Below are 22,838 nucleotides of genomic sequence, written 5' to 3'. Positions count from 1 at the left end.
TACACCTCTTTTATACAATAAATTCAAAGGAGGAGATATTACCCGTTATAATAATTTCTTCTTTTATAATGGTTTTTATATAAAGATTTTTACCCTGAATTTTTAACATTCCTGAATTGGTACTTACTCTAATTTGTTCAAGGGTATATTCAATAATTCCCTTATGATTTTCAATGACTAACTGTATATTGCCAATTGAAGTAATCTTTGGCAAATCCAGCATAATTTCCTTGGGAAGCTCTAAAACTTCTGCTACATTCGTCTTAATATTTGTTAATTTTTCTCCCATTTTATCACCTTCCCTCCATATTTATATCTATGCGCCCTTTATTTTTACTATGCAAAATACCTCATAGAAAAAGAAACAACCAAAACACTGTTTTGGTTGTTTCTTTTTCTATGATTAGTTTTTATACTATTTTCTCCTGGCTTTTGGAGGACCTAATATTTCAGAAAAAATAATCCCTTGTAAAACCGAATCTTGGGAAAACTCTAGAGATACCTTTGGGTTTTCGTCCTCTTTTTCTCCTAGGCTATGATGAAAAGTATTTTCAACTGGGGGGTCCATAGCTATATTTCCCTCTATACCCCTATAAGATGTCCCATAATCTTTTTCTCTATTAGATGCTGTTTGAGTATAGGAGATTTTCTCCCTATCTTTTTCATACTGTTCTAAAGGTGTTTGAGGACTTTCTTGTATATTTTCCTCTTCAAAGATGCCCTTTATATCCTTTTTTAACTCTTGAAATATATTTCCCAAAGGTTGAGAGGTAGATTTAGGGATAGGTTTAGATGAAGGATTGTAGCTTACTTTTCTTCGATTTTCTTCATCTTCTTTTTTCTGTTTATTGCTATTACTTATCCCCTTTACAATAGGTATAGCAATAAAAATCAAAAGGGGAAGTAAATTCTCTAATATAAACTCCATTTTTTCACCGCCTTAGAGGCAATTATTTATTCTTATCCTTTTTTTGAGACTCTCCTTTACCTAATTTGGAAATAGAGTCCCTCATGTCGGTATCTGCCAAAACATTTTTCATATTGTAGTAATCCATAACTCCAATATTTCCTTCTCTTAGGGCATCAGCCATAGCCTTAGGCACTTCGGACTCAGCCTCTACCACCTTAGCTCTCATCTCTTCTACAGCGGCTCTCATTTCTTGTTCCTTGGCTACCGCCATGGCTCTTCTTTCTTCTGCTCGAGCTTGAGCTATTCTCTTGTCAGCTTCTGCTTGATCAGTCTGTAATGCTGCACCTATATTTCTACCTACATCTACATCAGCTATATCAATAGATAGTATTTCAAAGGCAGTCCCTGCATCTAATCCTTTGTCTAAAACTCTTCTAGAAATTAAATCTGGATTTTCTAACACGCTTTTATGACTCTCTGCACTACCTACTGTAGTGACTATACCTTCTCCTACCCTCGCAATGATGGTATCTTCACCGGCTCCACCAATTAATCTATCTATATCAGCTCGTACAGTGACCTTTGCCGTTGCTTTTACTTCTATACCGTCTTTTGCTACTGCTGCAACAACTGGAGTTTCAATAACCCGTGGGTTAACTTTCATTTGTACAGCTTGAAGCACATCTCGACCTGCAAGATCAATGGCTGCCGCTCTTTCAAAACTTAATTCAATATCTGCCCTTTGAGCTGCGATAAGAGCATTTACTACTCTATCTACGTTTCCTCCGGCTAGGTAATGAGCCTCTAGTTGATTTACTGTGATATTTAGTCCTGCTTTGCTGGCTTTAATAAGAGGATCTACTACTCTCTTAGGAATAACCCTTCTCAATCTCATCCCTACTAGAGTAAATATTCCAATAGGCACCCTTGCAGCTAAAGCAGCAATCCATAAACCCACTGGTACAAAAGTAAATAATATGGCTATTAATACAAAAATCAAACCTACAATTACAATTAATCCTAATAATTGTGGCATTTCATCAGCCTCCTTTAATCAATTTTCCTTACGATAATTCTTCTTCCTTCAGTTTTGATAATGTGAATCTTTTCCCCTTTTTCAATGAAAGCATTTTCTGAAACGGCATCTAATTTTCTTCCCTCTACTAATATACTACCAGAAGGACGCAAAGGAGTCACGCTTACACCTGTTTTGTCTTTATATTCTTTAAAATTTTCTGAACCCACATATCCGCTAACAGTATCTAAGGATGTGGGTAGAGTCAATTTATCGAAGAACTTATTTTTAGGCATAAACTTAATGAGTACAAAAAAGGCAATTAAGGTGAGTATAGCGGTAATGATTAAGGAAATAATAGCTTGCTCCAAGGAAGAAGAAGCCATGATAATACTGGATACTAATAAAATCATTCCTAATATTCCTGGTATTCCAAATCCTGGCACAAAGATCTCTACCAGTAGAAAAACAAGACCTAGCAAAAATAATACCATTATCATTCCTGTACTATATCCCGCTAATAAAACCCCTCCAAAATACAATCCAAAGGCTACCAAACTTATTCCACCTCCTAACCCAAAGCCTGGAGTCAGCAATTCAATAATCATTCCTATAAATCCTACAGTTAATAATAGGGAAGTTGCTGCTACACTTGTTGTTAAAGATGCCAATCTTAATTGAAAAGATGGAGATAATTCCTTCAATTGCTGCTTTGCTAAACCTGACTCTTGCATCACTCCTTGGATGCTGTCTTCTACTCCATCAATAAAATGAAGTTCCATGGCTTCCTGAGTCGTCAATGTTAATAACTTTCCCTTTGCTACCACATTGGGTATTTCAATGTTGGCATCGGCCATCGCAGCCACCAACATGGGGTCTCTATCCCTTATTTGGGCAACATTTCTTAATTTTCCTGTCCAATAGCTAATATATTTTTCCTCATTGGGTCTGGTCTCTGCCGCACCTATGGTTGCCCTAGGAGACATAATTATTTTTTCTGCTGATATGGTAATGATGGTCCCTGCTGATATGGCCTCTCCATTAACATAGGCTATGGTAGGTATTGTAGAATCTAAAATAGCCTCGCTAATATTTACCGCCTTATCCACCTGACCACCAGGAGTATCAATATCAAAAATAATGGCACTTCCACCATTGGTCTCAGCTTCTTTAATCCCCTCTTGTACAAACTTTTCCATGGCATTTCCTACTTCCCCTTTTATGGGAATGACATATACCTTGCTATCAGCTGCCTGAACATCCTTTGCCCCAATAAAAATAATGATGAGAAAAATACTCAGCACCATGGGTATCCACTTTTTCATTTAGATCACCTCTTTTCTCTATCTATTTACCCTTATTATAGATTTATATCCCTTTTTATTCCCCTATAAGCATTTTATTGTATTCATTGACTTCTTATTCTATATATTATTCTCTTCTACCCTTTATCTATTATTCTAAAATTAGTCCAAGTCTTATATAGACAAAAAAAGAACATAAAACCTGAGTACTCAGGCTTCATGTTTTCTTTATCCTTGTAAATGTTGTTTGACAAATTTATTTATCAATGCTCCATCTGCTCTACCCTTTACTTTGGGCATAATGGCGCTCATTACCCTTCCCATATCTTTCATGGAATTAGCTCCCACTTCCAAAATTGTATCAGCTACAATTTGGTCAACTTCTTCCTCGGATAATTGTTGGGGAAGGTACGCAGATAATATTTCAACTTCTCTATTATTCTGCTCTACTAGATCTTGGCGATCAGCCATTTTAAATTCTTTGATAGCATCCTTACGTTGTTTAGCTTGTTTTGCAATAACTCCGATGATTTCTTCATCATCTAGCTCAACTTTATTATCTTTTTCAACCTGTAATATAGCTGCTCGCACCATTGTAATGGTAGATTTTCTGATGGCATCCTTTTCTTTCATGGATTGCTTTAAATCCGCTAAAAGCCTCTCTTTTAGGGACATAAAAACACCTCAACTTTATTAGAATTTTCTTTTTCTTTTTCTAGCAGCTTCAGATTTTTTCTTACGTTTTACACTTGGTTTTTCATAATGTTCTCTTTTTCTTACCTCAGATAAAACACCTGATCTAGAACACTTTTTCTTAAATCTACGAAGTGCACTCTCTAAAGATTCATTATCTCCAATTTTGATTTCTGACATTTATTTCCCTCCCTCCGCTATAACAGTAACACTTAATATCTAATGATTACTGGATTGGTACGTGGGATGCATTAGCATTAAACACAATATTTATTATATATTACTCAAAGCGGGCATGTCAATATATTTCCTTTTCTAACAATATTTAGCCTGGAGGCCATTGTAAGTTTCGTCCCCCTAATAGGTGGTAATGAAGATGTTTTACCGATTGTCCACCATCTTCCCCGCAATTATTTACTAGTCTAAAACCTTTTTCTGCCACTCCCCAATCCTTTGCGAGTTTTGTAGCTACCTTATGAATATGTCCTACAAGATCTCCTTCTTTATCTACGATATCTAAAATAGAATCATAATGAGCTTTAGGTATAATTAAAATGTGAACAGGGGCTTGGGGGTCTATATCCTTAAAAGCAACTACCTTATCATCTTCATATAAAAATTCACTGGGAATTTCCTTATTGGCTATTTTGCAAAATAAGCATTCCTTCATCTTTATCTCACCCCCTCTTCTTGATAGAAAAACTTGTTTTATAGTCTATTTCCACATTTAAACAAAAAATCCTTCTTTCTTTTTCATTAAATGATGTACCCTTCCATAGATTCTTCCTTTACATCTTTTAATAATACAGATTTAATCTGCCCCTTAATATCCTCTTTTGAAGGAACAAAAACTCGAATATAGTTATCCGTTAGTCCTTCAAAATAATGTTTACGTCTACTATCTTCTTGCTCAAATAAAATTTCTCTTTTGCTGACTACAAATCTTTGATAATAGTTTTTTTCCATGGTAGAAGCTAATTTAATTAGTCTTTTACTTCTTTCCTCTTTTATTTCACCATTTACCTGGTTGGGGTATTGAGCTGCGGGGGTTCCCTCTCGAGGTGAATATTTAAAGACATGAATTTTACTAAATCCTATTTCCTTAGCAAAGTTATAGGTTTCCTCAAATTCTTTTTCTCCTTCTCCTGGAAAGCCCACCATAATATCTGTAGTGATAGAGGCGTCTTTAAAATAATGTCTTACATTATCTACATACTGCTTGTATTGGGTTGTCGTATATTTTCTTTTCATGGCCTTTAATGTGGTATCTGATCCACTTTGCAGGGAAATATGAAAATGCGGACAAAACTTTGGTAGCTTGCTCAGGGAGTCTAAAAAGTCCATGGTTAGCAGAGTAGGTTCTAAGGAGCTTAACCTTATCCTCTTGACATCTTCTATCTGGTGTATTTGTTGGATAAGATCTATAAGCGTAATATTTTTTAAATCCTTGCCATAGGATGCAACGTGAATGCCTGTGAGCACAATTTCTTTATAATCTAAAGCCACTAGTTTTTCTATTTCCTCTAAAATACTTTGAGGTCTTCTACTTCTAATAGGACCTCTAGCGTAAGGAATGATGCAATAGGAGCAAAATTGGTTGCATCCTTCCTGAACTTTTATAAAAGCCCTAGTTTTTCCCTTCATTTCAAAGACAGACAATTCTTCAAAATCAACTTCCTGCATAATATTGCCTACAGCATTAATCTTTTGTTTTTTATTCCTTTGTATTTCTTCTACCCATTCTACAATTTTTTTTCGATCTTTATTGCCAATAACAAGATTTACTTCTGGGATTTCTATGACTTCATCAGATGCTGTCTGAGCATAGCAACCGGCTACCACAATAACAGCATTTTCATTGGTCTTTTTAGCCCTTCTGATCATTTGTCTTGATTTTCTATCTCCTAGATTGGTTACTGTACATGTATTAATAACATAAACATCAGATAATTCTTCAAAGTCAACAACTTGGTAACCGCTCTTTTCAAATATTTCTGCCAATGCTTCTGTATCATAGGTATTCACTTTACAACCTAATGTATAAAACGCAACTTTTTTCAATGATTTACCTCCTATATCTCCCCTAAAGCATACATTAAAATAGTTAATGCCACTATTCCTGCTGTTTCAGTGCGCAATATTCTTGATCCTAAGGATACCGGTAGAACCTTCTTATCTATAGCTTGTCTAATTTCCTCTTCTTCAAATCCACCTTCAGGCCCTATAATAACACCGATTTTTTTTGGCCATGGATTTTCCTTTGTTAATAGATCTCTTATCTTTTGAGTATCCTCATTTTCATAAGCTATAATATTTAAATCATTTTCACTAAGCTCTTGCCAGATATTTTTTAGGTCTTTTACTGGGGTAATTTCAGGAATACTTCCTCGCTTGGATTGTTTAGCAGCTTCATAGGCAATTCGTTGCCATCGTTCTAATTTTTTTTGTTGTGCTTTTTCATTTTCTAATTTCACTATGGTTCTTTCTGTATTTAAAGGAACAATTTTTTTTATTCCTAGCTCTATACATTTTTGTAGAATAAAATCCATCTTTGTAGATTTAGGCAATCCCTGATATAGGGTAACTTCTATATTAGGCTCACCCTTGGAAGGAAATTTTTCCTCCACCTTGGCAATAACTTCATCTTTTTTCATTTGTTGAATAATCGCTCTATAATCGGTGCCCCTGCCATCGCATACTTCAATTTCTTCTCCTTCTTTGAGGCGTAATACCTTATCTATGTGTTTAACATCTTCTCCAAGAATAATGATGCGATTATTTATATCTTCTATCTGATTGGGTTCAACAAAAAAACGGTGCATAATATCCTCCTTACTATATTGTACAACAGATGGCTGCCCATTCCCCCATCTTTTTTATGGAAAGAATGGTAATATTCTGTTTCTCTAGCGCCTCTTTTACATCATCTAATCTATCTAAAATAATACCGGAGGCTATAAATATTCCCTTATCTACCAAAAATTTATGCACATCTTTGGATAGACTTATAATGATATCTGCAATGATATTGGCCACTACAATATCCGCCTTTTCATGAATGACATCAAATAGATTTCCTTCTCTTACTTCCACAACATGATCTAGATCATTGAGGGTAATATTTTTCCTTGCCACTTGCACTGCTACAGGATCTAAATCTACTGCTACAACCTTACTGCTTCCTAGCTTTCCAGCAGCAATACCTAAGATGCCGCTTCCCGTACCTATATCTAACACATTATTGCCTGATTGAATATGTTCTTCTAAGAACTCTACACAGAGTTGGGTTGTCTCGTGTGTTCCTGTTCCAAAGGCCATGCCCGGGTCTAATTCAATAATATCTTCATCAGGTTTTTTCTCATATTCTTCCCAGGTAGGTTTGATCACAATATGTTTCCCAATTTTGGTAGGTTTATAATACTGTTTCCAAGCTGTTGCCCAATCTTCTTCATGAACTTCTGTAGTCGTCACTTCTCCCTTACCTAAATTAATATCATATTGGGATATTTCCTCTACTCTTTTCCGCACTAGATTAATTTTTTCCAATAAATCTGGGGTTTCTGATAAATATCCCCTTATAATTACTGTTTCATTTTCTAGTTTTAGTAGAGATTCATCAATATAGTCCCAATTTCCCTTTTCTTTTTGGAATATTTCAAGGTCTTGGGGATCTTCAATCACTACTCCTCCAGCACCAACTTCATGAAGAATATTTGATATGCTGTCCACAGCTTCATGGCTAGTAATAATTTTCACTTCTATCCATTTCATGATTTTTCCTCCTCTTTTTCTACCTGGGTATATTTCTATTGGAAAATATATGGTTATAAAATTATATAAGAATCACTTCACAAATTTCATTGCGAAGTGATTATATATTCATTCTATATTATACCCCAAAAACATCCTTTACCTTATCAAAAAAGCCTTTACTTTGCTCATGAATTTCCTGTCCACTAATTTCAGCAAATTTTTGCAACAATTCTTTTTGTTCTTTATTTAACTTCTTGGGCACTTCAACTTTAACCTTTACAAATTGATCTCCTCTCCCATATCCTCTTACATTGGGAATACCTTTCCCCCTCAGACGAAAGACTGTATCCGTTTGGGTCCCCTCGGGGATATTGTATTTCACCTTGCCATCTAGGGTGGGTACCATCAGCTCAGCTCCCAGGGTCGCTTGCACAAAGGTTATAGGTACCTCACAGTAAATATGGTTATCTTCCCTAGTAAAAATAGGGTGAGGCATTACATGGATATAAATGTATAGATCTCCTGTTCTCCCGCCTTTTGTGCCTGGTTCACCCTCTCCCCTAAGGGGAAGTACCGAGCCATTATCTACGCCTCCTGGTATGTTGATATGAATTGTTCTTGTCTTTTGTTCTTGGCCGCTTCCACGACAAGTAGAGCAAGGAGTTTCTATGGTTTTGCCCTCTCCATGACACTTATCACAGGTTTTTACATTGACAAATCTACCTAGAGGTGTACTTTGGGTGTACTGGATTTGTCCTGAGCCATGGCATTTGTCACAGGTATTTACACCTGTCCCTGGCTTAGCTCCTGTCCCACCACAGGTGTGGCATTCTTCATGACGGGTCACCTCAATATCTTTTTCTAAACCAAAGGCAGCTTCTTCGAATTTGAGTTCTATGTCTACCCGAATATCTGCACCTTTTTGAGGCCCTTGTCTTCGGGATCCCCCTCCAAAACCTGAGCCGCCAAAGAACATATCAAATATATCTTCGAAACCACCAGCTCCTCCAAAACCACCGGCTCCTCCAAAGCCATTGGGATCAGTTCCCGCATGGCCAAAGCGATCATAGTTTGATCTTTTTTCTTGATCACTTAGTATTTCGTAGGCTTCATTTACTTCCTTAAATTTTTGTTCAGCTTCTTTATCATCTGGATTTAAATCGGGGTGATACTTTTTAGCAAGTCTACGATATGCCTTTTTAATATCTGCTTCCGGTGCATTTTTATCCACACCCAACACTTCATAGTAGTCCCTTTTACTCATTTTTTCACCACTTTCACCAATCTCTATCTTATCGGAACAAAACCAAAGTCTAACAGACTTTGGTTTTGTTCTATCCTATTTTTCTTCATCATCTACTACTTCATAGTCAGCATCCACTACATTGTCATCTTGTGCTTTGTCTTCAGGTTGGGCCTCTTGTGCCTGTTGTGCTGCTTGTTCATACATTTTTTGAGAAACAGAGTGGAAAGCCTCTGTAAGAGATTCTGTAGCCTTTTTGATGGCTTCTATGTCGCTGCCTTCCAATGTTTTTTTCACTTTTTCCAGCTCAGATTCTATTTTTTGTTTTTCGTCGGCGGAAACCTTATCGCCTAAATCTTTCAATGTTTTTTCTGTTTGATATACTAGAGAATCTGCGTTGTTTCTAACTTCTACCTCTTCTTTTCTCTTTTTATCTTCTGCTGCAAATTTTTCTGCTTCTTGTACAGCCTTTTCAATTTCATCATCGCTCAGGTTAGTGGTCGATTTAATTACAACTTTTTGTTCTTTTCCTGTTCCTAGATCCTTGGCGGATACATTCACAATACCATTGGCATCTATATCAAAGGTAACTTCAATTTGTGGTATTCCTCTTTGTGCTGGCGCTATACCGCTTAATTGGAATCTTCCCAAGGTTTTATTATAGGATGCCATTTCCCTTTCCCCTTGAAGAACATGAATATCTACACTGGTTTGATTGTCTGCAGCAGTGGAAAATATTTGACTCTTTTTAGTAGGAATGGTGGTATTTCTTTCAATTAATTTTGTAAATACTCCTCCAAGAGTTTCAATGCCTAGAGATAATGGAGTAACATCTAGTAATAAAACGTCCTTGACTTCACCAGTTAAAACTCCTGCTTGTATTGCTGCTCCAAGGGCAACGCACTCATCAGGGTTTATTCCTTTATGAGGTTCTTTTCCAGTGATTTTTCCTATGGCTTCTTGTACTGCTGGAATTCTTGTAGAACCACCTACTAAAATTACTTTGTTTATTTCACTAGGATCTAATCCTGCATCTTTTAATGCATCTCGAGTTGGTCCAAGGGTTCTTTCTACTAAATCCGAGGTTAGTTCTTCAAACTTTGCTCTACTTAAGTTGATATCTAAATGTTTTGGTCCACTGGCATCTGCTGTAATAAAAGGAAGATTAATATTGGTATTCATTACGCTGGAAAGTTCAATTTTAGCTTTTTCAGCCGCTTCCTTTAGTCGTTGTAGAGCCATTTTGTCCAATCTTAAATCAATTCCATTTTCTTTTTTAAATTCTTCTGCTAAGTAATCAATAACTTTTTGATCAAAATCATCGCCACCTAGTTTGTTGTCTCCTTTAGTCGCTAGTACTTCAAACACTCCATCTCCTAGCTCTAAGATGGAAACATCAAAGGTTCCTCCTCCTAGATCATAAACGAGAATGTTTTGATTATCCTCTTTATCTAATCCATAGGCTAAGGAAGCGGCAGTAGGCTCATTGATGATTCTTAAAACTTCTAATCCGGCTATTCTTCCTGCATCTTTTGTGGCTTGTCTTTGACTATCACTAAAGTAGGCAGGTACTGTAATAACTGCTTGGGTCACCGTTTGTCCTAGATAACCTTCAGCATCTTGTTTTAATTTTTGTAAAATCATAGCAGAGATTTCTTGAGGTGTATAGTTGTCATTATCAATTTTTACTTTATGGTCTGAACCCATCTCTCTTTTAATAGATAAAATAGTTTTATCTGGATTGGTAACAGCTTGCCTTTTTGCAACCTGACCAACTAATCTTTCACCGTCTTTTGAAAATGCTACAATAGAAGGAGTTGTACGATTTCCCTCACTACTGGGAATAACAACTGGTTCTCCCCCTTCCATTACTGCAACACATGAATTTGTAGTACCTAAATCAATTCCTATTACTTTACTCATAATTTATTTTCCTCCTTTAAATACTATAATTTTTAATATTTATTTAAATGTTTTATTAGTGAATACATACCTTCACCATACTGGGTCGAATTACTTTATCCTTTAGGGTATATCCTTTTTGAAATACTTCCATAACGGTATTGTCCTTATAGTCTTCATTAGATTCTTGAAATACTGCATGATGGTAATTGGGATCAAAGGGTTCCCCAAGGGCTTTGATTTCTTCTAGCCCTTCTTTTTCTAAAGCCTGTATTAGCTGTTGATATACCATATCAATACCCTTTTGATAACCTTCATTGGATTCTTGGTTTTCTTTCATAGAATCTAAAGCCCTTTCGAAGTTATCCAACACAGGTAGTAAGTTTTTTACCAAGTCTTCTGATGCAAATTTATAGATATCTTCTTTTTCCTTAACTGTTCTTTTCCTATAATTTTCAAATTCTGCTTGTAAGCGAACTAGTCTTTCTTCATATTCTTGGACTTTCTCTTGCATCTTTAATTCTACATCCTCCTGCTTATCTTGTTCCTCAGCTTGCTTTTCTTGTTCTATTGATTTACCTTTTTCCTGCTGGTCTTTTTCCTGTTCCTCTGTTTCTAAATCTTGATTTTCTAGTAAATCTTCCATATTTTCCTTATTATTCTGTAGCATTTTCTCACCCTTTATCCATATTCTTATGTATAAGAGGATCTTCTACCCTCTTATTTTAATCCTTAATTCCCTTACCTATCATATCATCTAATTGGCCAGTTAGGTAATTCATGATAGAAACTACTTTTCCATATTGCATTCGGGTAGGACCTATCACTCCTATTGTTCCTAATAGTTTTCCATTTAATTTATAGGTTGCGGTAATCAAACTACAATCTTTTATTTCATGAAGCTGATTTTCTGCTCCTATGGAGATATGAAGATCATCCTGAGCATTAGGAGAAAGTAAGTCCACCAATAGGTTTTTCCTCTCCCAAAGATCAATAAATTCCTTTGCCCTTTCAATATCTTTAAATTCTGGAAAATTAAAGATATTGGTGATGCCATCAAAATATACCTTTGTATCTTCATAATTCACTAGAGATTCCCGGATAAGAGGAATCAATTGTTCTAATATTTTACTTCCTTGCACACTTAATTCTCTGATTTGAGGTAGAATCTCTTCTTGTACCTGGGCAATGCTAAATTCTTGTAAATATTTATTGAGTATATTACTTATTTGCACCAATATGTGACTATCTATTGATGTATTTACTTTTACGACTATATTTTTTATCATGCCCTCTTTGGTGATGATTACCATTAAAATCTTATCCTCTTGTAGGGGCATTAACTGGATATGTTTTATGGAACTTTCATATACTTGTGGGGTTAACACTAGAGACGTATAGTTAGTAAAATGGGATAGTATTTTGGATGTGTGCTGTATTATTTTCTCTAATTCGCCCATGTAATTTTCGTATTCTCTAAGAATATTTCGTTCTAACGCTTTATTAATTTTATCTACTCTCATTAGCTGATCTACATAAAGACGATAAGCTTTATCAGAAGGTATTCGTCCAGCCGAGGTATGAGGTTGTTCTAAAAAACCCATTTCCTCTAAATCAGCCATTTCATTTCTTACTGTCGCTGAACTAATCCCTAGGTTATAGTTTTTAGCAATCGTTCTAGAACCCACGGGTTCAGCAGTAGAAATATAGTCCTGAATTATGGCATGGAGAATTTTTAGTTTTCTTTCCTTTAGTCCCAAAATATCACCTCACTTTGTTAGCACTCTATAAGAGTGAGTGCTAAACCTGACTTTAAAATATCATTACTTTTTTATTTTGTCAATACCCATTGCTATTTTATTTTTAGCTCTTCTTCCTATTCACATAGATCCTTACATCTTCCGCCTGATTTTAATCCTGTAAAAAAGATTGAAAGACATAGTTGGCATAATCTAAACCTTTTGAAGTAAGGCAAATTCTTTCATCTATATTAATCAGTTTTTGTCTTTGTAGATTTTTTAGTATATTTCCATATGCTTCTTCTATTTCTTTATGAAAGATATGGAAAAACTCTTCTTTAGAAATACCTTCTATTTTTCTCAATCCCAAAAACATATATTCTTCCATGTATTCTTTTGCAGTCAATGGATGTTCCTCAGTTATGGGCAAAGCACCTTCCTGAATATTTTTTATATATTCACTTACAGAGGAAGTATTGGAAAATCTCTTGTTATTCATATGAGAATGGGCAGAAGAGCCTATTCCCAAATAGGGTTTCACATCCCAATAAATTAAATTATGTTTACACTGAAACCCTGGTTGAGCAAAATTGGATATCTCATAATGATGATAACCAAAAGATTTCAGATAGGAAATCGCTAAATAGTACATCTCTCTTTCCAAATCCTCATCAATGTGCAGCATCCCCTTTTTTTGTAAAGCATCAAAGGGAGTCCCCTCTTCTATAATAAGACCATAACAGGATACATGGGTAGGCCTTAAAGCAACAACCTGTTCTAAGGTTTCCTGCCAATCCTTTAAGCTCTGTCGTGGCAAACCAAAAATTAGATCTACATTTATATTTTCAAACCCCGCATCTTTTGCATTTTTAAAACCCTCTATAAATTCTTGTTGAGTATGAATTCTGCCCAATTGTTTCAAAAATGAATCTTGCCAAGCTTGTAGTCCAATGCTCATACGATTGATCCCTATTTCTTTGTAATCCCTTAATTTCTCTATGTCAAAGGTCCCCGGGTTTGCCTCTATTGAAATTTCTGCTCCTGGAGATATGGAAAAATTCTCTCTTACACTTTTTAAGATTTCCTTTATCCCTCGGGAATGAATATAGGTGGGGGTACCCCCACCTATAAAAATAGAACTTATTTTATCCTGTGCATATAGTGAAGCTCTCATCTCTAATTCTTTTTTTAGTGCATCTATATAGGGTGTAATGAAAGAATCTAGGTTACAATAGGATGGAAAATCACAATAAAGACATTTACTTTGACAAAAGGGGATGTGAATATATAATCCAAATGTATTCATGTTGATCCCCCTAATTGAGTTTTAATACTGCCATAAAAGCTTCTTGGGGTACTTCTACATTTCCAACTTGCCTCATACGCTTTTTCCCTTCTTTTTGTTTTTCTAGAAGTTTACGCTTTCTAGAAATGTCTCCTCCATAACATTTTGAAAGGACATCTTTTCTCATTGCCTTTATTGTTTCTCTAGCAATAATTTTACCACCGATGGCTGCTTGAATGGGTATCTCAAACATTTGTCTGGGAATAACTTCCTTTAGCTTTTCTGTAATTGCCCTACCTCTATTATATGCCTTATCCCTATGCACAATAAAGGATAAAGCGTCTACCACCTCTGCATTTAATAAAATGTCTAATTTTACAAGGGAGGATCTTTGATAGTCTTTCAATTCATAATCAAAGGATGCATAGCCCTTTGTTCTAGACTTTAATGCATCAAAAAAATCATATATAATTTCATTTAAGGGCAATTCGTATTCTATAACTACTCTTGTTTCTTCTATATAATTCATTGTCCTATAAATCCCTCTACGTTCTTGACACAGTTCCATTACTGATCCTAAAAATTCTGTAGGGGCCATTATAGAAGCTTTGACAATGGGTTCTTCCATATAATCTATTTCTACTGCTGGGGGTAAATTGGTTGGATTGTCTACCCAAATGATTTCCCCATTGGTTTTTACTACCTTATAAATAACACTAGGTGCAGTAGTAACCAAATCAAGATTATGCTCCCTTTCTAGACGTTCTTGCATGATTTCCATATGTAGTAATCCAAGAAAGCCACAACGAAAGCCAAATCCAAGGGCTACAGAGGTTTCGGGTTCAAATTGTAGAGCTGCATCATTTAGTTGAAGTTTTTCCAAGGCCTCTCTTAAATCCTCATATTTTGCGCCATCTGCAGGATATATTCCGCAATATACCATAGGATTAATTTTTTTATACCCTGGTAGTGGTTCACTGGCTGGGTTATCGGCATCAGTAATGGTGTCCCCTACACGACTATCCTTTACATTTTTTATGCCTGCAACTACATAGCCAACTTCTCCTGCTGATAATTCATCCACAGGTACGAGGGATTTTAAAAACAAACCTACTTCATCTACTTCAAAAACTTTTCCAGTGGACATCATCTTTATCTTGGTATCCTTTGTCATTGTACCTTCTTTTACTCTAATTGAGGCGATAACTCCTCTATAAGAATCATAATAAGAATCAAAAATCAGAGCTTTTAAAGGAGCCTCTTTATCTCCTTGAGGAGCTGGGACTTTCTCAACTATCGCTTCTAATACATCCTCAATGCCAATTCCTTCTTTTGCAGATATAAGTGGAGCATTCGTGGCTTCTACCCCTATGATATCTTCTATCTCTTCTTTTACTCTATCGGGATCAGCACTGGGGAGGTCTATCTTGTTGATTACTGGTAAAATTTCTAAGTCATTGTCTACGGCTAGATAAACATTTGCCAACGTTTGCGCCTCAATTCCCTGTGCCGCATCAACTACTAATATGCCACCTTCACAGGCAGCCAAACTCCTAGACACCTCGTAGGTAAAGTCCACATGTCCCGGAGTATCAATTAAATTCAAAAAGTATTCTTCCCCATCTTTTGCCTTGTATACTAGTCTAACTGCCTGGAGTTTTATGGTGATTCCTCTTTCCCGTTCTAGATCCATATTGTCTAGGATTTGCTGGGACATCTCTCTTTGTGAAAGTAGTCCTGTACTTTCAATTAATCGATCAGCAAGGGTAGATTTCCCATGATCTATATGGGCAATGATGCTAAAATTTCTAATCCTTTGCTGTTTGTCTAGTGTCATAAAATTATTCCTCCTCAGTGTTATACGTTTTTCCCTATTTTCATCTTATCTATTCAGTATATCATAATGACAAGTTTTCTTAATAAAATCTACATGGTATTATAACACAACCGGGTTTTTCATTCTAGTATAAGACTTTGACTATGATAAAAGATTAAATTTATTATGCTTTATTCCATAGGATTGTATCCGCCATTCTAACGGATCAAATGGTTTTTATATAAGTAAAAAGCCAGTAATAATTAATTATTACCGACTTTTTCTATGATACTTTTCACTAATTCAGCTATTTTTTGAGGGGTATCCCTAATAAGTTCCTTGCCTTGATGGATATAATTCTGTGGTATTTTTATTTGTTCTCCCAACACTATGATTTTCATAGATTCTTCATCCCTTTGTACACCTATAATTTGTGAGGCTTCCTCCTCCCCTACAAGAGCATTATAGGAACGATTTACCTGATACAAAGAAAACATGACTAGTATAACAGCAAGTACCACAAACAGTCGTATTTTTCTTTTGCTCTTCCTATACGTCTTATTTCGTTCTACCCTTGATTGCATTGCCAGCCACTCCTATTTTCTTTTGTTATCTATTTTTGACAACTTTTAGAAAATTATACTATTTTATTTTTTTTCTTGATTTACAATCACTTCACCTATAACATGTCCCAAGGGTACAGAAGCTTGCAGTGCTTCTTCTAGGGTATTTAAATTTGACCCTACTTCAATCAAAGCGGCATAATCAGATACAAATTGATTGTACTTTCTATTCTCTCTAGCAACTATAGGCTGGGTAAGTTCGGGTTGCTTATTCTTTAGGTTGTTTTGTATTTTTTGTGCAAATTGCATATTTTGTTGTGCATTAAAATTATCCTTTCCCACTACCATGAATACTTTAGCGGATTTTTGTTCTCCAAAAACAGTTACAGTCTTTTCCCTATTTTTAGGAGTATCATTTAATCCATCCCTATGCAAGTCAAAAACATATTTAATAGAGGGATTTTCTTTCACCTGTTTTTCAACAGTCTTTAAAGAACGGGAATAGGATTCATTATAGTCAGGATAATCATGTAGAGTGGTATCATGGATCACTTTAATTCCGTATTGTTTTTCTAAAATATTTTTTATTTCTTCTCCTATTTTCACCATATTTTTAGACTTATCTAAAGTACGATAAGGACTGGAATATTCAATTTTAGTTTGATCACTTTCCATAAAACTTTCGGTGGCATGGCTATGGTATATCAGTACTAAAGGTTCCTTATTATCAAGTTTTGCTCTTGAAGGCATTGTTGTAGCTACTTCAGTTTTTTCATCATTCATCGGTTTTTGGGTTAGTTCATTAAAAGCCTTTTGTTCCTCTACGGTTATTTCTACATCATCGGGTTCATATTTTTCCAGCATAGGTATCTGAGAACTTAACAAAGTCTTTGGATCTTTCATATTAATTTTGGTAGTGGCAGCAAAGATTGCGGATAATAAACCACCCTTTTCTTCACCATTTTTTTTATACCCTAATTCCATTGCTGGAATAGATTTTTTCATAATTATTTTGAAAAACTCATTATTAAAAACCTTCTTGTCATTGCTGTTATCTGCTTTTCCTTCCTCTTTAGAGACTTCTTCCTCTGCTATTTCCTCTTTGGTTGCTTCATCATTTTCTGTAAAGGCAGTAACATTTCTTATATTCCCTACCAATATGCCCACCTGTTGAACAACAGCAAAAACCAAAAGGCACACAACCAGTACATAAACTATGTTTTTCCATTTGATGTGCACAGGTTCACCCCTCTTCTGTTTGTCTATCCTTATAAATTATTCAAAGGGATTTCCATTTATTCATTTTTTCACTAATTTAATTAATTAACATATCTATTAACATCTTCTAAATCTATCCCTGGATGGAGGGCAATATTAAGACCATTGGCTACTACCACTGAAATGTCGTCCATAATTAAATCCACTTCTTTAGGGGTAACCATTAAATTTCCTACATAGGGATGCAAAATTTCGTTAATAAGTTGAAGTTTTTCTTCTCTATTGATGTCCTTTAACATGTTATAAAATTCTTTTCCCTTCGGGGCTTGAGCAATCATTGCATCTAACATGAGATCAATGGTATCATTGGCCAAAGTAGTAGCATCTACTACCGTAGGGATACCTATAGCAATTACTGGTATTCCCAGAGTCTCCTGGTTTAAGGCCTTTCTCTCGTTACCCACTCCAGAACCAGGACTTATCCCTGTATCGGTTATTTGTATGGTGGTATTTAACCTTTCCATTCTCCTTGATGCTAAGGCATCCACCGCTATGACTAATTTGGGTTTTATCCTTTCCACTACCCCTCGAATAATTTCACTGGTTTCAATACCCGTCAGTCCTAAAACCCCAGGAGCAATAGCACAAACTGGCGTTACTTCTTCATCTACAAAGTCCGGGATATGTTCTAAAAGATGTCTGGTAACCATTAAATGAGATAAAACCTTAGGTCCCAATGCATCTGGTGTGATATTCCAGTTTCCTAAGCCCACTACTAAGGTAGTATCATCTTTGGTAATCTTGTCTTGCACAATATCTCTTAATTCCTTGGCCATTTCCTGGGCCACTTCCTCTTGAGCCTGTTTTTCCATTTCCCGTATCTTGGGTATTTCAAAGGTAATATAATTGCCTAAGGGTTTCCCCATGATCTTTTGTCCTATTTCCTCCTTTATGTTTACCCTTGTGATTTTCATTCCCTTAATTTCTTCTACATCTACTTCTACTCCTGGGACTTCTCTTTTCTGATCTTCCCGCACCATCTCTCGACTTTCTATAGCTAAGTCTGTTCTAACATTGCTAAATTTGTTTATATCTTTCATTTTTCCACCTCCTAGCCTTAGTATTTTCATCAATTGATTTATCATTCATTATTTTTTTATAGAATAGATCAACCATATTTTGGTATAATAGATATAACAGCAAAACCTAGATAATTATGCTTCGTTTTTCATAGAGATCATAGTAAATTTGTTTGTGTTGCATTTTGTATGTATTCATGATAAAATTACTTTTGTTATGGCATGGGAAAGCGTATCTTGCTTGCAATAGATTAAGCTTTTTCATACCACAGGTGCGGTGTTATCCGCTATCTTGTAATTGGATTTGAGGGGGTGAAGAAATGGCAAATATTAAATCAGCTATTAAAAGAGTACAAGTCGCTGAATTTAAAACCCGTAGAAATAAAATGACTATGACAAATTTAAAAACTACAATGCGAAAGTTCAATGAAGCAGTTGAAAAGGGTGATAAGGATACTGCACAAAACTTTTTCGTTGCTGCAACAAAGAAATTGGACAAAGCTGCCGCTAAAGGTATTCTACATCCAAATGCTGCTGCTCGTAAAAAAAGCTCTTTATCTAAAAAGTTAAATGTTATGTAATCACATATCTATGAAGCGTACAATGGTGTGCGCTTTTATGATTTTTTGATGAAATTACACCCGATCATAGAGAAAATCAATCATCAATGTACAAAAAAACTGTAATCCTTAGATTACAGTTTTTTTGTACATTGATAAATCAGCATTTCCAAAGCCAGTCTTTGGTCTATTTTACCTGTTTTAATTTTTTCGTCTATGTCTAAAGTAGAATATAGTATTTCTTTTAAGGAATGAATAGAGAAATATTGGCCCTGGGTAATGCCTTTTTGTATGATGAAAGGTGCCATTTTAAGTTTGCTCGCAATTTCATTGGGTGAATAGCCTCTGTTTTTTAGCTCTTTGGATTGTATTAGGATTCTAAATTGCCTGGATATCATACTTAAAATCATGATTTCATTTTCCCCTTCTTCCAACATATCATTGAGTAACCTTAGGGCAATTTCCCTTTCTTTTTTGCCAATGGCGTCAACCATTTTAAATATATCATTTTCTAATCTTCGGGGAAGGATTTTTTCTACATCTTCTTGTAGAATTTCCTCTCTGTTTCCTATATAATCAATGATCTTATTCAGTTCATTTTCTATATCTCCTAGAGTTTTTGCACTATTTTTGGATAAGTAGTCACTTTGGTTGATCAAGTATTGTAGTGTAGGTTTTTTAATAAGCTTCTCTCTCTGTTTTATATTCTTTTCTAGCCACTTTTCCAACGCTAAACCTTTTAATTGTTCAAATTCTATTACTTTCCCATGTTTCTTGATGGCTTGAAAAAGCTTTTTTCTTTTATCTATCTCCTGGGATTGCCAAAAAACCAAGCAAGTGCTATTGGGTACTTTTTTAAGATAATCCATAAGGGATTGTAAATCTTCTTCCTCTTTTGGGTTCTTCCCCCCCTGTAAGTAGATAAGATTCTTTACAATGACCAATCGTTTATCCTCCATAAAAGGTAGGGTTTCACAGGCATTCTCAATACCTTTAATGCTGATGCCGGCGCCTTCCATATATTCATAATTTAGATCTCCAAAGGCAGAACCAATCAGAGTATCTTTTAGTGTTTTTATAATGTTTTCACATAGATACTGTTCTTGTCCATAGAAAAGATAAATATTATGTAGTTCACCAGCTTTGATTTCTTTTATTAGGGTATTATAATTCATCATTCACTCTCCAAATACTTTTTATTAAGATATGGTTTTATTTTTAATCCATTGCCATTGGAGATAACCTCCACCGCCCCTCTTTCATCTGTTCTGTATATGTAGGGTGTATATTCTTTTAGCCTTTTGATAATTTCAGGATCGGGATGTCCAAAATTGTTATTTTTACCTACGGAGATAATACAAACTTGGGGATTGACCTTGTTGATAAAGTCTTCCGTTGAGGAGGTATTGCTACCATGATGAGCAACTTTTAAAACCATTGCATCTACATCCACACCTTGTGCAACCAATCGTTCTTCCATCTCCTTTTCAATATCACCAGTAAATAAAAAGGAAATTTCATCAAAATTTATTTTTGCCACTAAAGAGTAATTGTTTACCTCATTTTGGCCATTACCGGGAGGAACCACTCCCTCTGGGGAAAGGATCTCCATGATTATACCTTTATCAAGTTTGATTGTCTGCCCGGATGTTAAATAATTTATTGGTATTTTATTTTTTTTAGCTAAAGCCAACATATCCACCATAATATCATTTTTTATATCGTAAATACCAATAGCTTTTATAGGGATTTTACCTATTAATTCTTTAATCCCCTTAATATGATCGTCATGGGGATGAGAAACTATTGCCAAATCTATTGTTCTTATTCCCTTAGAATATATGGCAGGTAACAATACATCTTCAGATATTTCCCTGGTATTTTCCTGAAAAGATGGATATCCCCCTCCATCAATAAATATGGTTCTTCCACTGGGCGTTTCTATTAATGCGCTATCCCCTTGCCCTACATCTAAGTAAGTAATCTTTAAGGGTTGAGGCAGGAAGTATTGTATCCCACTAAAAGAGAGTAATAGAATTAGAATAGTTGTGATAAATATCTTTATCCTTTTTATTCGTAGGGGAATGTAACCTGCTAGACTAAGGCAAACAATTCCATACAATAATATATTCTGCCCTTTAAAAGGGGGCATAAATATATAGGAAAATTTAAAGGATGAAAAAATAAAAGCGATATAGATTATCCACTGAAATAATAATCCTGATAAAAAGAATAAAAATTCTCCGAGGAAAGGTATAATCATCCAGGATAATATAGCTATAACAGAAACAAGAAGTAAAATCCCCAAAGAAGGGACAATAAACAAATTGGTAATAATCGATATCAGAGATATTTGGTTAAAGTGATACAAAGATATTGGTAAGGTTCCTATTTGAGCTACTAAGGTTACGGACAAAAGACTACCTACGCTCTTAGGTATGTATTTTATTTTCTGTAAATATCCTGAAATGACCGGATAAAACAGGATAATGGAAAGGGCGGCTGTAAATGAAAGTTGAAAACTTGCAGTATATAGTATTAGAGGATTCTGTAATAAAACCAACAATCCAGCCAAAGAAAGGGCACTAATTCCGTCATATTTTTTGTTTATCATTTTAGACAGCAAAAAGATAAAAGCCATAATGCTGGCACGGATAACAGAGGGCGATGCCCCTGTCAGCAAAATGTATACAATAAGAAAAAATGTCAAAATACAAAGACTGCCCTTACGCCCTATGGAAAACAGATTAGTTGTATAAGTAACAAATGTAATTAAAAAGCCTACATGTAAACCCGATACAGCCAATACATGGGCAATACCTGAGTGTACAAAATTGTCTCGTATGTCGCTGCTAAGCTCTTTATCACCAAAGAGGATTCCCTTCAGTAAATTTGCATGATCGGGTACTAGGTTTTGTTCTATGATTTGGCTCACATATCCTTTAAGACCATAGATGAAATTCTTGATAATTCCGGGGGAATCATAGCCTAGTTTCTCTATGGTTCCAGATGAAATGTTAATCGTAGCATAAATTTTCTGGGTATTCAAATATAGGCTATAATCAAATCCTCCAGGATTGCGAATACCATCAGGGATACGCACTTTTCCCTGAAGATTTAAATAATCTCCTGCTTTTATGTCTATATTTGAAGTATTTTCATTTTTATAGACATTGGCCAAAACTTTCTCCTCTATAATATAACTCTTTTCCTGCACATATGCTTCATTGACTTTTAATATCATTTCTGTTTTATTTTCTTTTTCAACAGGTGGTTGCATGACATAAGCATTTAGTTTTATGTTTTGTTCATCAAAGGAGGATAGTTTAGAGGTTTGATTGATCTCTACATTGCTCATACCATATCCTAGCAATAAAAAAATGATGATGAAAAAAAGTCCCATTCTTTTAGAAGGATAAAAATAGAAAACCACTAGAAATAAAAATATAAGTAGGAGTAGAAGGGAAAAAATTTGCACTTTTCCCAGAATTATCCCCAGCATATATATGATCAATGATACAGTAAGCGGCCGTTTCATCTCATCACCCTATGAATAAAATCCTATTTTCCTGTTGCTTATTTCATATATTCTAGATGAATGATCTTAATCCTGCTATTTCTCATCATATAAAATGGAAAAAATCTTACGGTAACGACTGGGGCAGAAAGCGTATGACAAGAAGGCGGCTGTCCTCCATTGAATGACATAGAATAGTTTGCTCCCTTGCTGGTAAGACAAACTTTCTTATACCATAAAA

22 protein-coding genes are annotated in these 22,838 nt (G+C 35.2%); 1 reads left to right on the top strand and 21 read right to left on the bottom strand.

Going from position 1 to position 22,838, the window contains the following annotated elements:
* Positions 1 to 10: 10 nt before the first annotated feature.
* The 19 genes from yqfC to gpr all read right to left on the bottom strand — a co-directional run bounded on the left by yqfC (position 11) and on the right by gpr (position 18,541).
* Positions 11 to 289 carry a sporulation protein YqfC gene (gene yqfC, locus NSA47_RS02490; RefSeq protein WP_257529312.1) on the bottom strand — a complete coding sequence of 93 codons (279 nt, stop codon included), beginning with the start codon at positions 287 to 289 and terminating at the stop codon, positions 11 to 13.
* A 126-nt stretch (positions 290 to 415) separates the two neighbouring features.
* Positions 416 to 928, bottom strand: a complete 513-nt coding sequence (locus NSA47_RS02485; protein ID WP_257529310.1) for a YqfB family membrane protein — start codon at positions 926 to 928, stop codon at positions 416 to 418.
* Positions 929 to 950: 22 nt separating this feature from the next.
* Positions 951 to 1,946, bottom strand: coding sequence for a flotillin-like protein FloA (gene floA / locus NSA47_RS02480; RefSeq protein ID WP_257529309.1), 996 nt, complete (start codon positions 1,944 to 1,946; stop codon positions 951 to 953).
* 14 nt (positions 1,947 to 1,960) lie between these two features.
* Positions 1,961 to 3,250, bottom strand: a complete 1,290-nt coding sequence (locus NSA47_RS02475) for an NfeD family protein (protein ID WP_257529308.1) — start codon at positions 3,248 to 3,250, stop codon at positions 1,961 to 1,963.
* Positions 3,251 to 3,457: 207 nt separating this feature from the next.
* Positions 3,458 to 3,904, bottom strand: coding sequence for a GatB/YqeY domain-containing protein (locus NSA47_RS02470; RefSeq protein WP_257529306.1), 447 nt, complete (start codon positions 3,902 to 3,904; stop codon positions 3,458 to 3,460).
* Positions 3,905 to 3,922: 18 nt separating this feature from the next.
* The gene (rpsU, locus tag NSA47_RS02465; protein ID WP_257529304.1) at positions 3,923 to 4,102 is read right to left on the bottom strand and encodes a 30S ribosomal protein S21; all 180 of its coding nucleotides are present in this window, start codon (positions 4,100 to 4,102) and stop codon (positions 3,923 to 3,925) included.
* Between the two features lie 145 nt (positions 4,103 to 4,247).
* Positions 4,248 to 4,592 (bottom strand): histidine triad nucleotide-binding protein, encoded by a 345-nt coding sequence (locus NSA47_RS02460; protein WP_257529303.1) that lies wholly within the window; start codon positions 4,590 to 4,592, stop codon positions 4,248 to 4,250.
* A gap of 86 nt (positions 4,593 to 4,678) precedes the next feature.
* On the bottom strand, positions 4,679 to 5,983 hold the full coding sequence (gene mtaB, locus NSA47_RS02455; RefSeq protein ID WP_257529302.1) for a tRNA (N(6)-L-threonylcarbamoyladenosine(37)-C(2))-methylthiotransferase MtaB: 1,305 nt from the start codon (positions 5,981 to 5,983) through the stop codon (positions 4,679 to 4,681).
* Positions 5,984 to 5,994: 11 nt separating this feature from the next.
* On the bottom strand, positions 5,995 to 6,744 hold the full coding sequence (locus tag NSA47_RS02450) for a 16S rRNA (uracil(1498)-N(3))-methyltransferase (protein ID WP_257529301.1): 750 nt from the start codon (positions 6,742 to 6,744) through the stop codon (positions 5,995 to 5,997).
* 13 nt (positions 6,745 to 6,757) lie between these two features.
* Positions 6,758 to 7,693 (bottom strand): 50S ribosomal protein L11 methyltransferase, encoded by a 936-nt coding sequence (gene prmA, locus NSA47_RS02445; RefSeq protein ID WP_257529300.1) that lies wholly within the window; start codon positions 7,691 to 7,693, stop codon positions 6,758 to 6,760.
* A gap of 118 nt (positions 7,694 to 7,811) precedes the next feature.
* Positions 7,812 to 8,939, bottom strand: a complete 1,128-nt coding sequence (gene dnaJ, locus NSA47_RS02440) for a molecular chaperone DnaJ (protein WP_257529299.1) — start codon at positions 8,937 to 8,939, stop codon at positions 7,812 to 7,814.
* A 75-nt stretch (positions 8,940 to 9,014) separates the two neighbouring features.
* Positions 9,015 to 10,841, bottom strand: coding sequence for a molecular chaperone DnaK (gene dnaK, locus NSA47_RS02435; protein ID WP_257529297.1), 1,827 nt, complete (start codon positions 10,839 to 10,841; stop codon positions 9,015 to 9,017).
* Between the two features lie 55 nt (positions 10,842 to 10,896).
* Entirely contained in the window at positions 10,897 to 11,490 is a 594-nt protein-coding gene (grpE, locus tag NSA47_RS02430; protein WP_257529295.1) for a nucleotide exchange factor GrpE, read from the bottom strand.
* A 55-nt stretch (positions 11,491 to 11,545) separates the two neighbouring features.
* Positions 11,546 to 12,580, bottom strand: a complete 1,035-nt coding sequence (hrcA, locus tag NSA47_RS02425; protein ID WP_257529294.1) for a heat-inducible transcriptional repressor HrcA — start codon at positions 12,578 to 12,580, stop codon at positions 11,546 to 11,548.
* Positions 12,581 to 12,731: 151 nt separating this feature from the next.
* Complete coding sequence (gene hemW / locus NSA47_RS02420; RefSeq protein WP_257529293.1) at positions 12,732 to 13,865, bottom strand: radical SAM family heme chaperone HemW; 1,134 nt, start codon at positions 13,863 to 13,865, stop codon at positions 12,732 to 12,734.
* A gap of 10 nt (positions 13,866 to 13,875) precedes the next feature.
* The gene (lepA, locus tag NSA47_RS02415) at positions 13,876 to 15,681 is read right to left on the bottom strand and encodes a translation elongation factor 4 (protein WP_257529292.1); all 1,806 of its coding nucleotides are present in this window, start codon (positions 15,679 to 15,681) and stop codon (positions 13,876 to 13,878) included.
* A gap of 242 nt (positions 15,682 to 15,923) precedes the next feature.
* Positions 15,924 to 16,244 carry a sporulation-related protein NgaS gene (locus tag NSA47_RS02410; RefSeq protein WP_257529291.1) on the bottom strand — a complete coding sequence of 107 codons (321 nt, stop codon included), beginning with the start codon at positions 16,242 to 16,244 and terminating at the stop codon, positions 15,924 to 15,926.
* Between the two features lie 63 nt (positions 16,245 to 16,307).
* Positions 16,308 to 17,462 carry a stage II sporulation protein P gene (spoIIP, locus tag NSA47_RS02405; protein ID WP_257529290.1) on the bottom strand — a complete coding sequence of 385 codons (1,155 nt, stop codon included), beginning with the start codon at positions 17,460 to 17,462 and terminating at the stop codon, positions 16,308 to 16,310.
* Between the two features lie 80 nt (positions 17,463 to 17,542).
* A complete protein-coding gene (gene gpr / locus NSA47_RS02400) occupies positions 17,543 to 18,541 on the bottom strand; it encodes a GPR endopeptidase (protein WP_257529289.1) in 999 nt (332 codons plus the stop codon).
* Positions 18,542 to 18,840: 299 nt separating this feature from the next.
* Between gpr and rpsT the strand changes: the two genes are divergently transcribed.
* Complete coding sequence (gene rpsT / locus NSA47_RS02395) at positions 18,841 to 19,101, top strand: 30S ribosomal protein S20 (RefSeq protein ID WP_257529288.1); 261 nt, start codon at positions 18,841 to 18,843, stop codon at positions 19,099 to 19,101.
* Positions 19,102 to 19,214: 113 nt separating this feature from the next.
* On the opposite strand, the gene holA is transcribed toward rpsT, so the two are convergent.
* Positions 19,215 to 20,255, bottom strand: a complete 1,041-nt coding sequence (holA, locus tag NSA47_RS02390) for a DNA polymerase III subunit delta (RefSeq protein ID WP_257529287.1) — start codon at positions 20,253 to 20,255, stop codon at positions 19,215 to 19,217.
* Entirely contained in the window at positions 20,255 to 22,582 is a 2,328-nt protein-coding gene (locus NSA47_RS02385) for a DNA internalization-related competence protein ComEC/Rec2 (RefSeq protein WP_257529680.1), read from the bottom strand. The genes holA and NSA47_RS02385 overlap by 1 nt, the downstream gene beginning before the upstream one ends.
* Positions 22,583 to 22,838: the final 256 nt, after the last annotated feature.

This window comes from Irregularibacter muris, assembly GCF_024622505.1.
GTDB classification, from domain to species: domain Bacteria; phylum Bacillota; class Clostridia; order Eubacteriales; family Garciellaceae; genus Irregularibacter; species Irregularibacter muris.
This window is presented reverse-complemented; position numbering and strand designations above follow the sequence as displayed.

Bases quoted from the DNA above. Each gene is read 5' to 3' on its own strand.
- yqfC (WP_257529312.1), bottom strand. From the start codon at position 289: ATGGGAGAAAAATTAACAAATATTAAGACGAATGTAGCAGAAGTTTTA.
- NSA47_RS02485 (WP_257529310.1), bottom strand. From the start codon at position 928: ATGGAGTTTATATTAGAGAATTTACTTCCCCTTTTGATTTTTATTGCT.
- floA (WP_257529309.1), bottom strand. From the start codon at position 1,946: ATGCCACAATTATTAGGATTAATTGTAATTGTAGGTTTGATTTTTGTA.
- NSA47_RS02475 (WP_257529308.1), bottom strand. From the start codon at position 3,250: ATGAAAAAGTGGATACCCATGGTGCTGAGTATTTTTCTCATCATTATT.
- NSA47_RS02470 (WP_257529306.1), bottom strand. From the start codon at position 3,904: ATGTCCCTAAAAGAGAGGCTTTTAGCGGATTTAAAGCAATCCATGAAA.
- rpsU (WP_257529304.1), bottom strand. From the start codon at position 4,102: ATGTCAGAAATCAAAATTGGAGATAATGAATCTTTAGAGAGTGCACTT.
- NSA47_RS02460 (WP_257529303.1), bottom strand. From the start codon at position 4,592: ATGAAGGAATGCTTATTTTGCAAAATAGCCAATAAGGAAATTCCCAGT.
- NSA47_RS02450 (WP_257529301.1), bottom strand. From the start codon at position 6,744: ATGCACCGTTTTTTTGTTGAACCCAATCAGATAGAAGATATAAATAAT.
- prmA (WP_257529300.1), bottom strand. From the start codon at position 7,693: ATGAAATGGATAGAAGTGAAAATTATTACTAGCCATGAAGCTGTGGAC.
- dnaJ (WP_257529299.1), bottom strand. From the start codon at position 8,939: ATGAGTAAAAGGGACTACTATGAAGTGTTGGGTGTGGATAAAAATGCA.
- dnaK (WP_257529297.1), bottom strand. From the start codon at position 10,841: ATGAGTAAAGTAATAGGAATTGATTTAGGTACTACAAATTCATGTGTT.
- grpE (WP_257529295.1), bottom strand. From the start codon at position 11,490: ATGCTACAGAATAATAAGGAAAATATGGAAGATTTACTAGAAAATCAA.
- hemW (WP_257529293.1), bottom strand. From the start codon at position 13,865: ATGAATACATTTGGATTATATATTCACATCCCCTTTTGTCAAAGTAAA.
- lepA (WP_257529292.1), bottom strand. From the start codon at position 15,681: ATGACACTAGACAAACAGCAAAGGATTAGAAATTTTAGCATCATTGCC.
- NSA47_RS02410 (WP_257529291.1), bottom strand. From the start codon at position 16,244: ATGCAATCAAGGGTAGAACGAAATAAGACGTATAGGAAGAGCAAAAGA.
- gpr (WP_257529289.1), bottom strand. From the start codon at position 18,541: ATGAAAGATATAAACAAATTTAGCAATGTTAGAACAGACTTAGCTATA.
- rpsT (WP_257529288.1), top strand. From the start codon at position 18,841: ATGGCAAATATTAAATCAGCTATTAAAAGAGTACAAGTCGCTGAATTT.
- holA (WP_257529287.1), bottom strand. From the start codon at position 20,255: ATGAATTATAATACCCTAATAAAAGAAATCAAAGCTGGTGAACTACAT.
- NSA47_RS02385 (WP_257529680.1), bottom strand. From the start codon at position 22,582: ATGCTGGGGATAATTCTGGGAAAAGTGCAAATTTTTTCCCTTCTACTC.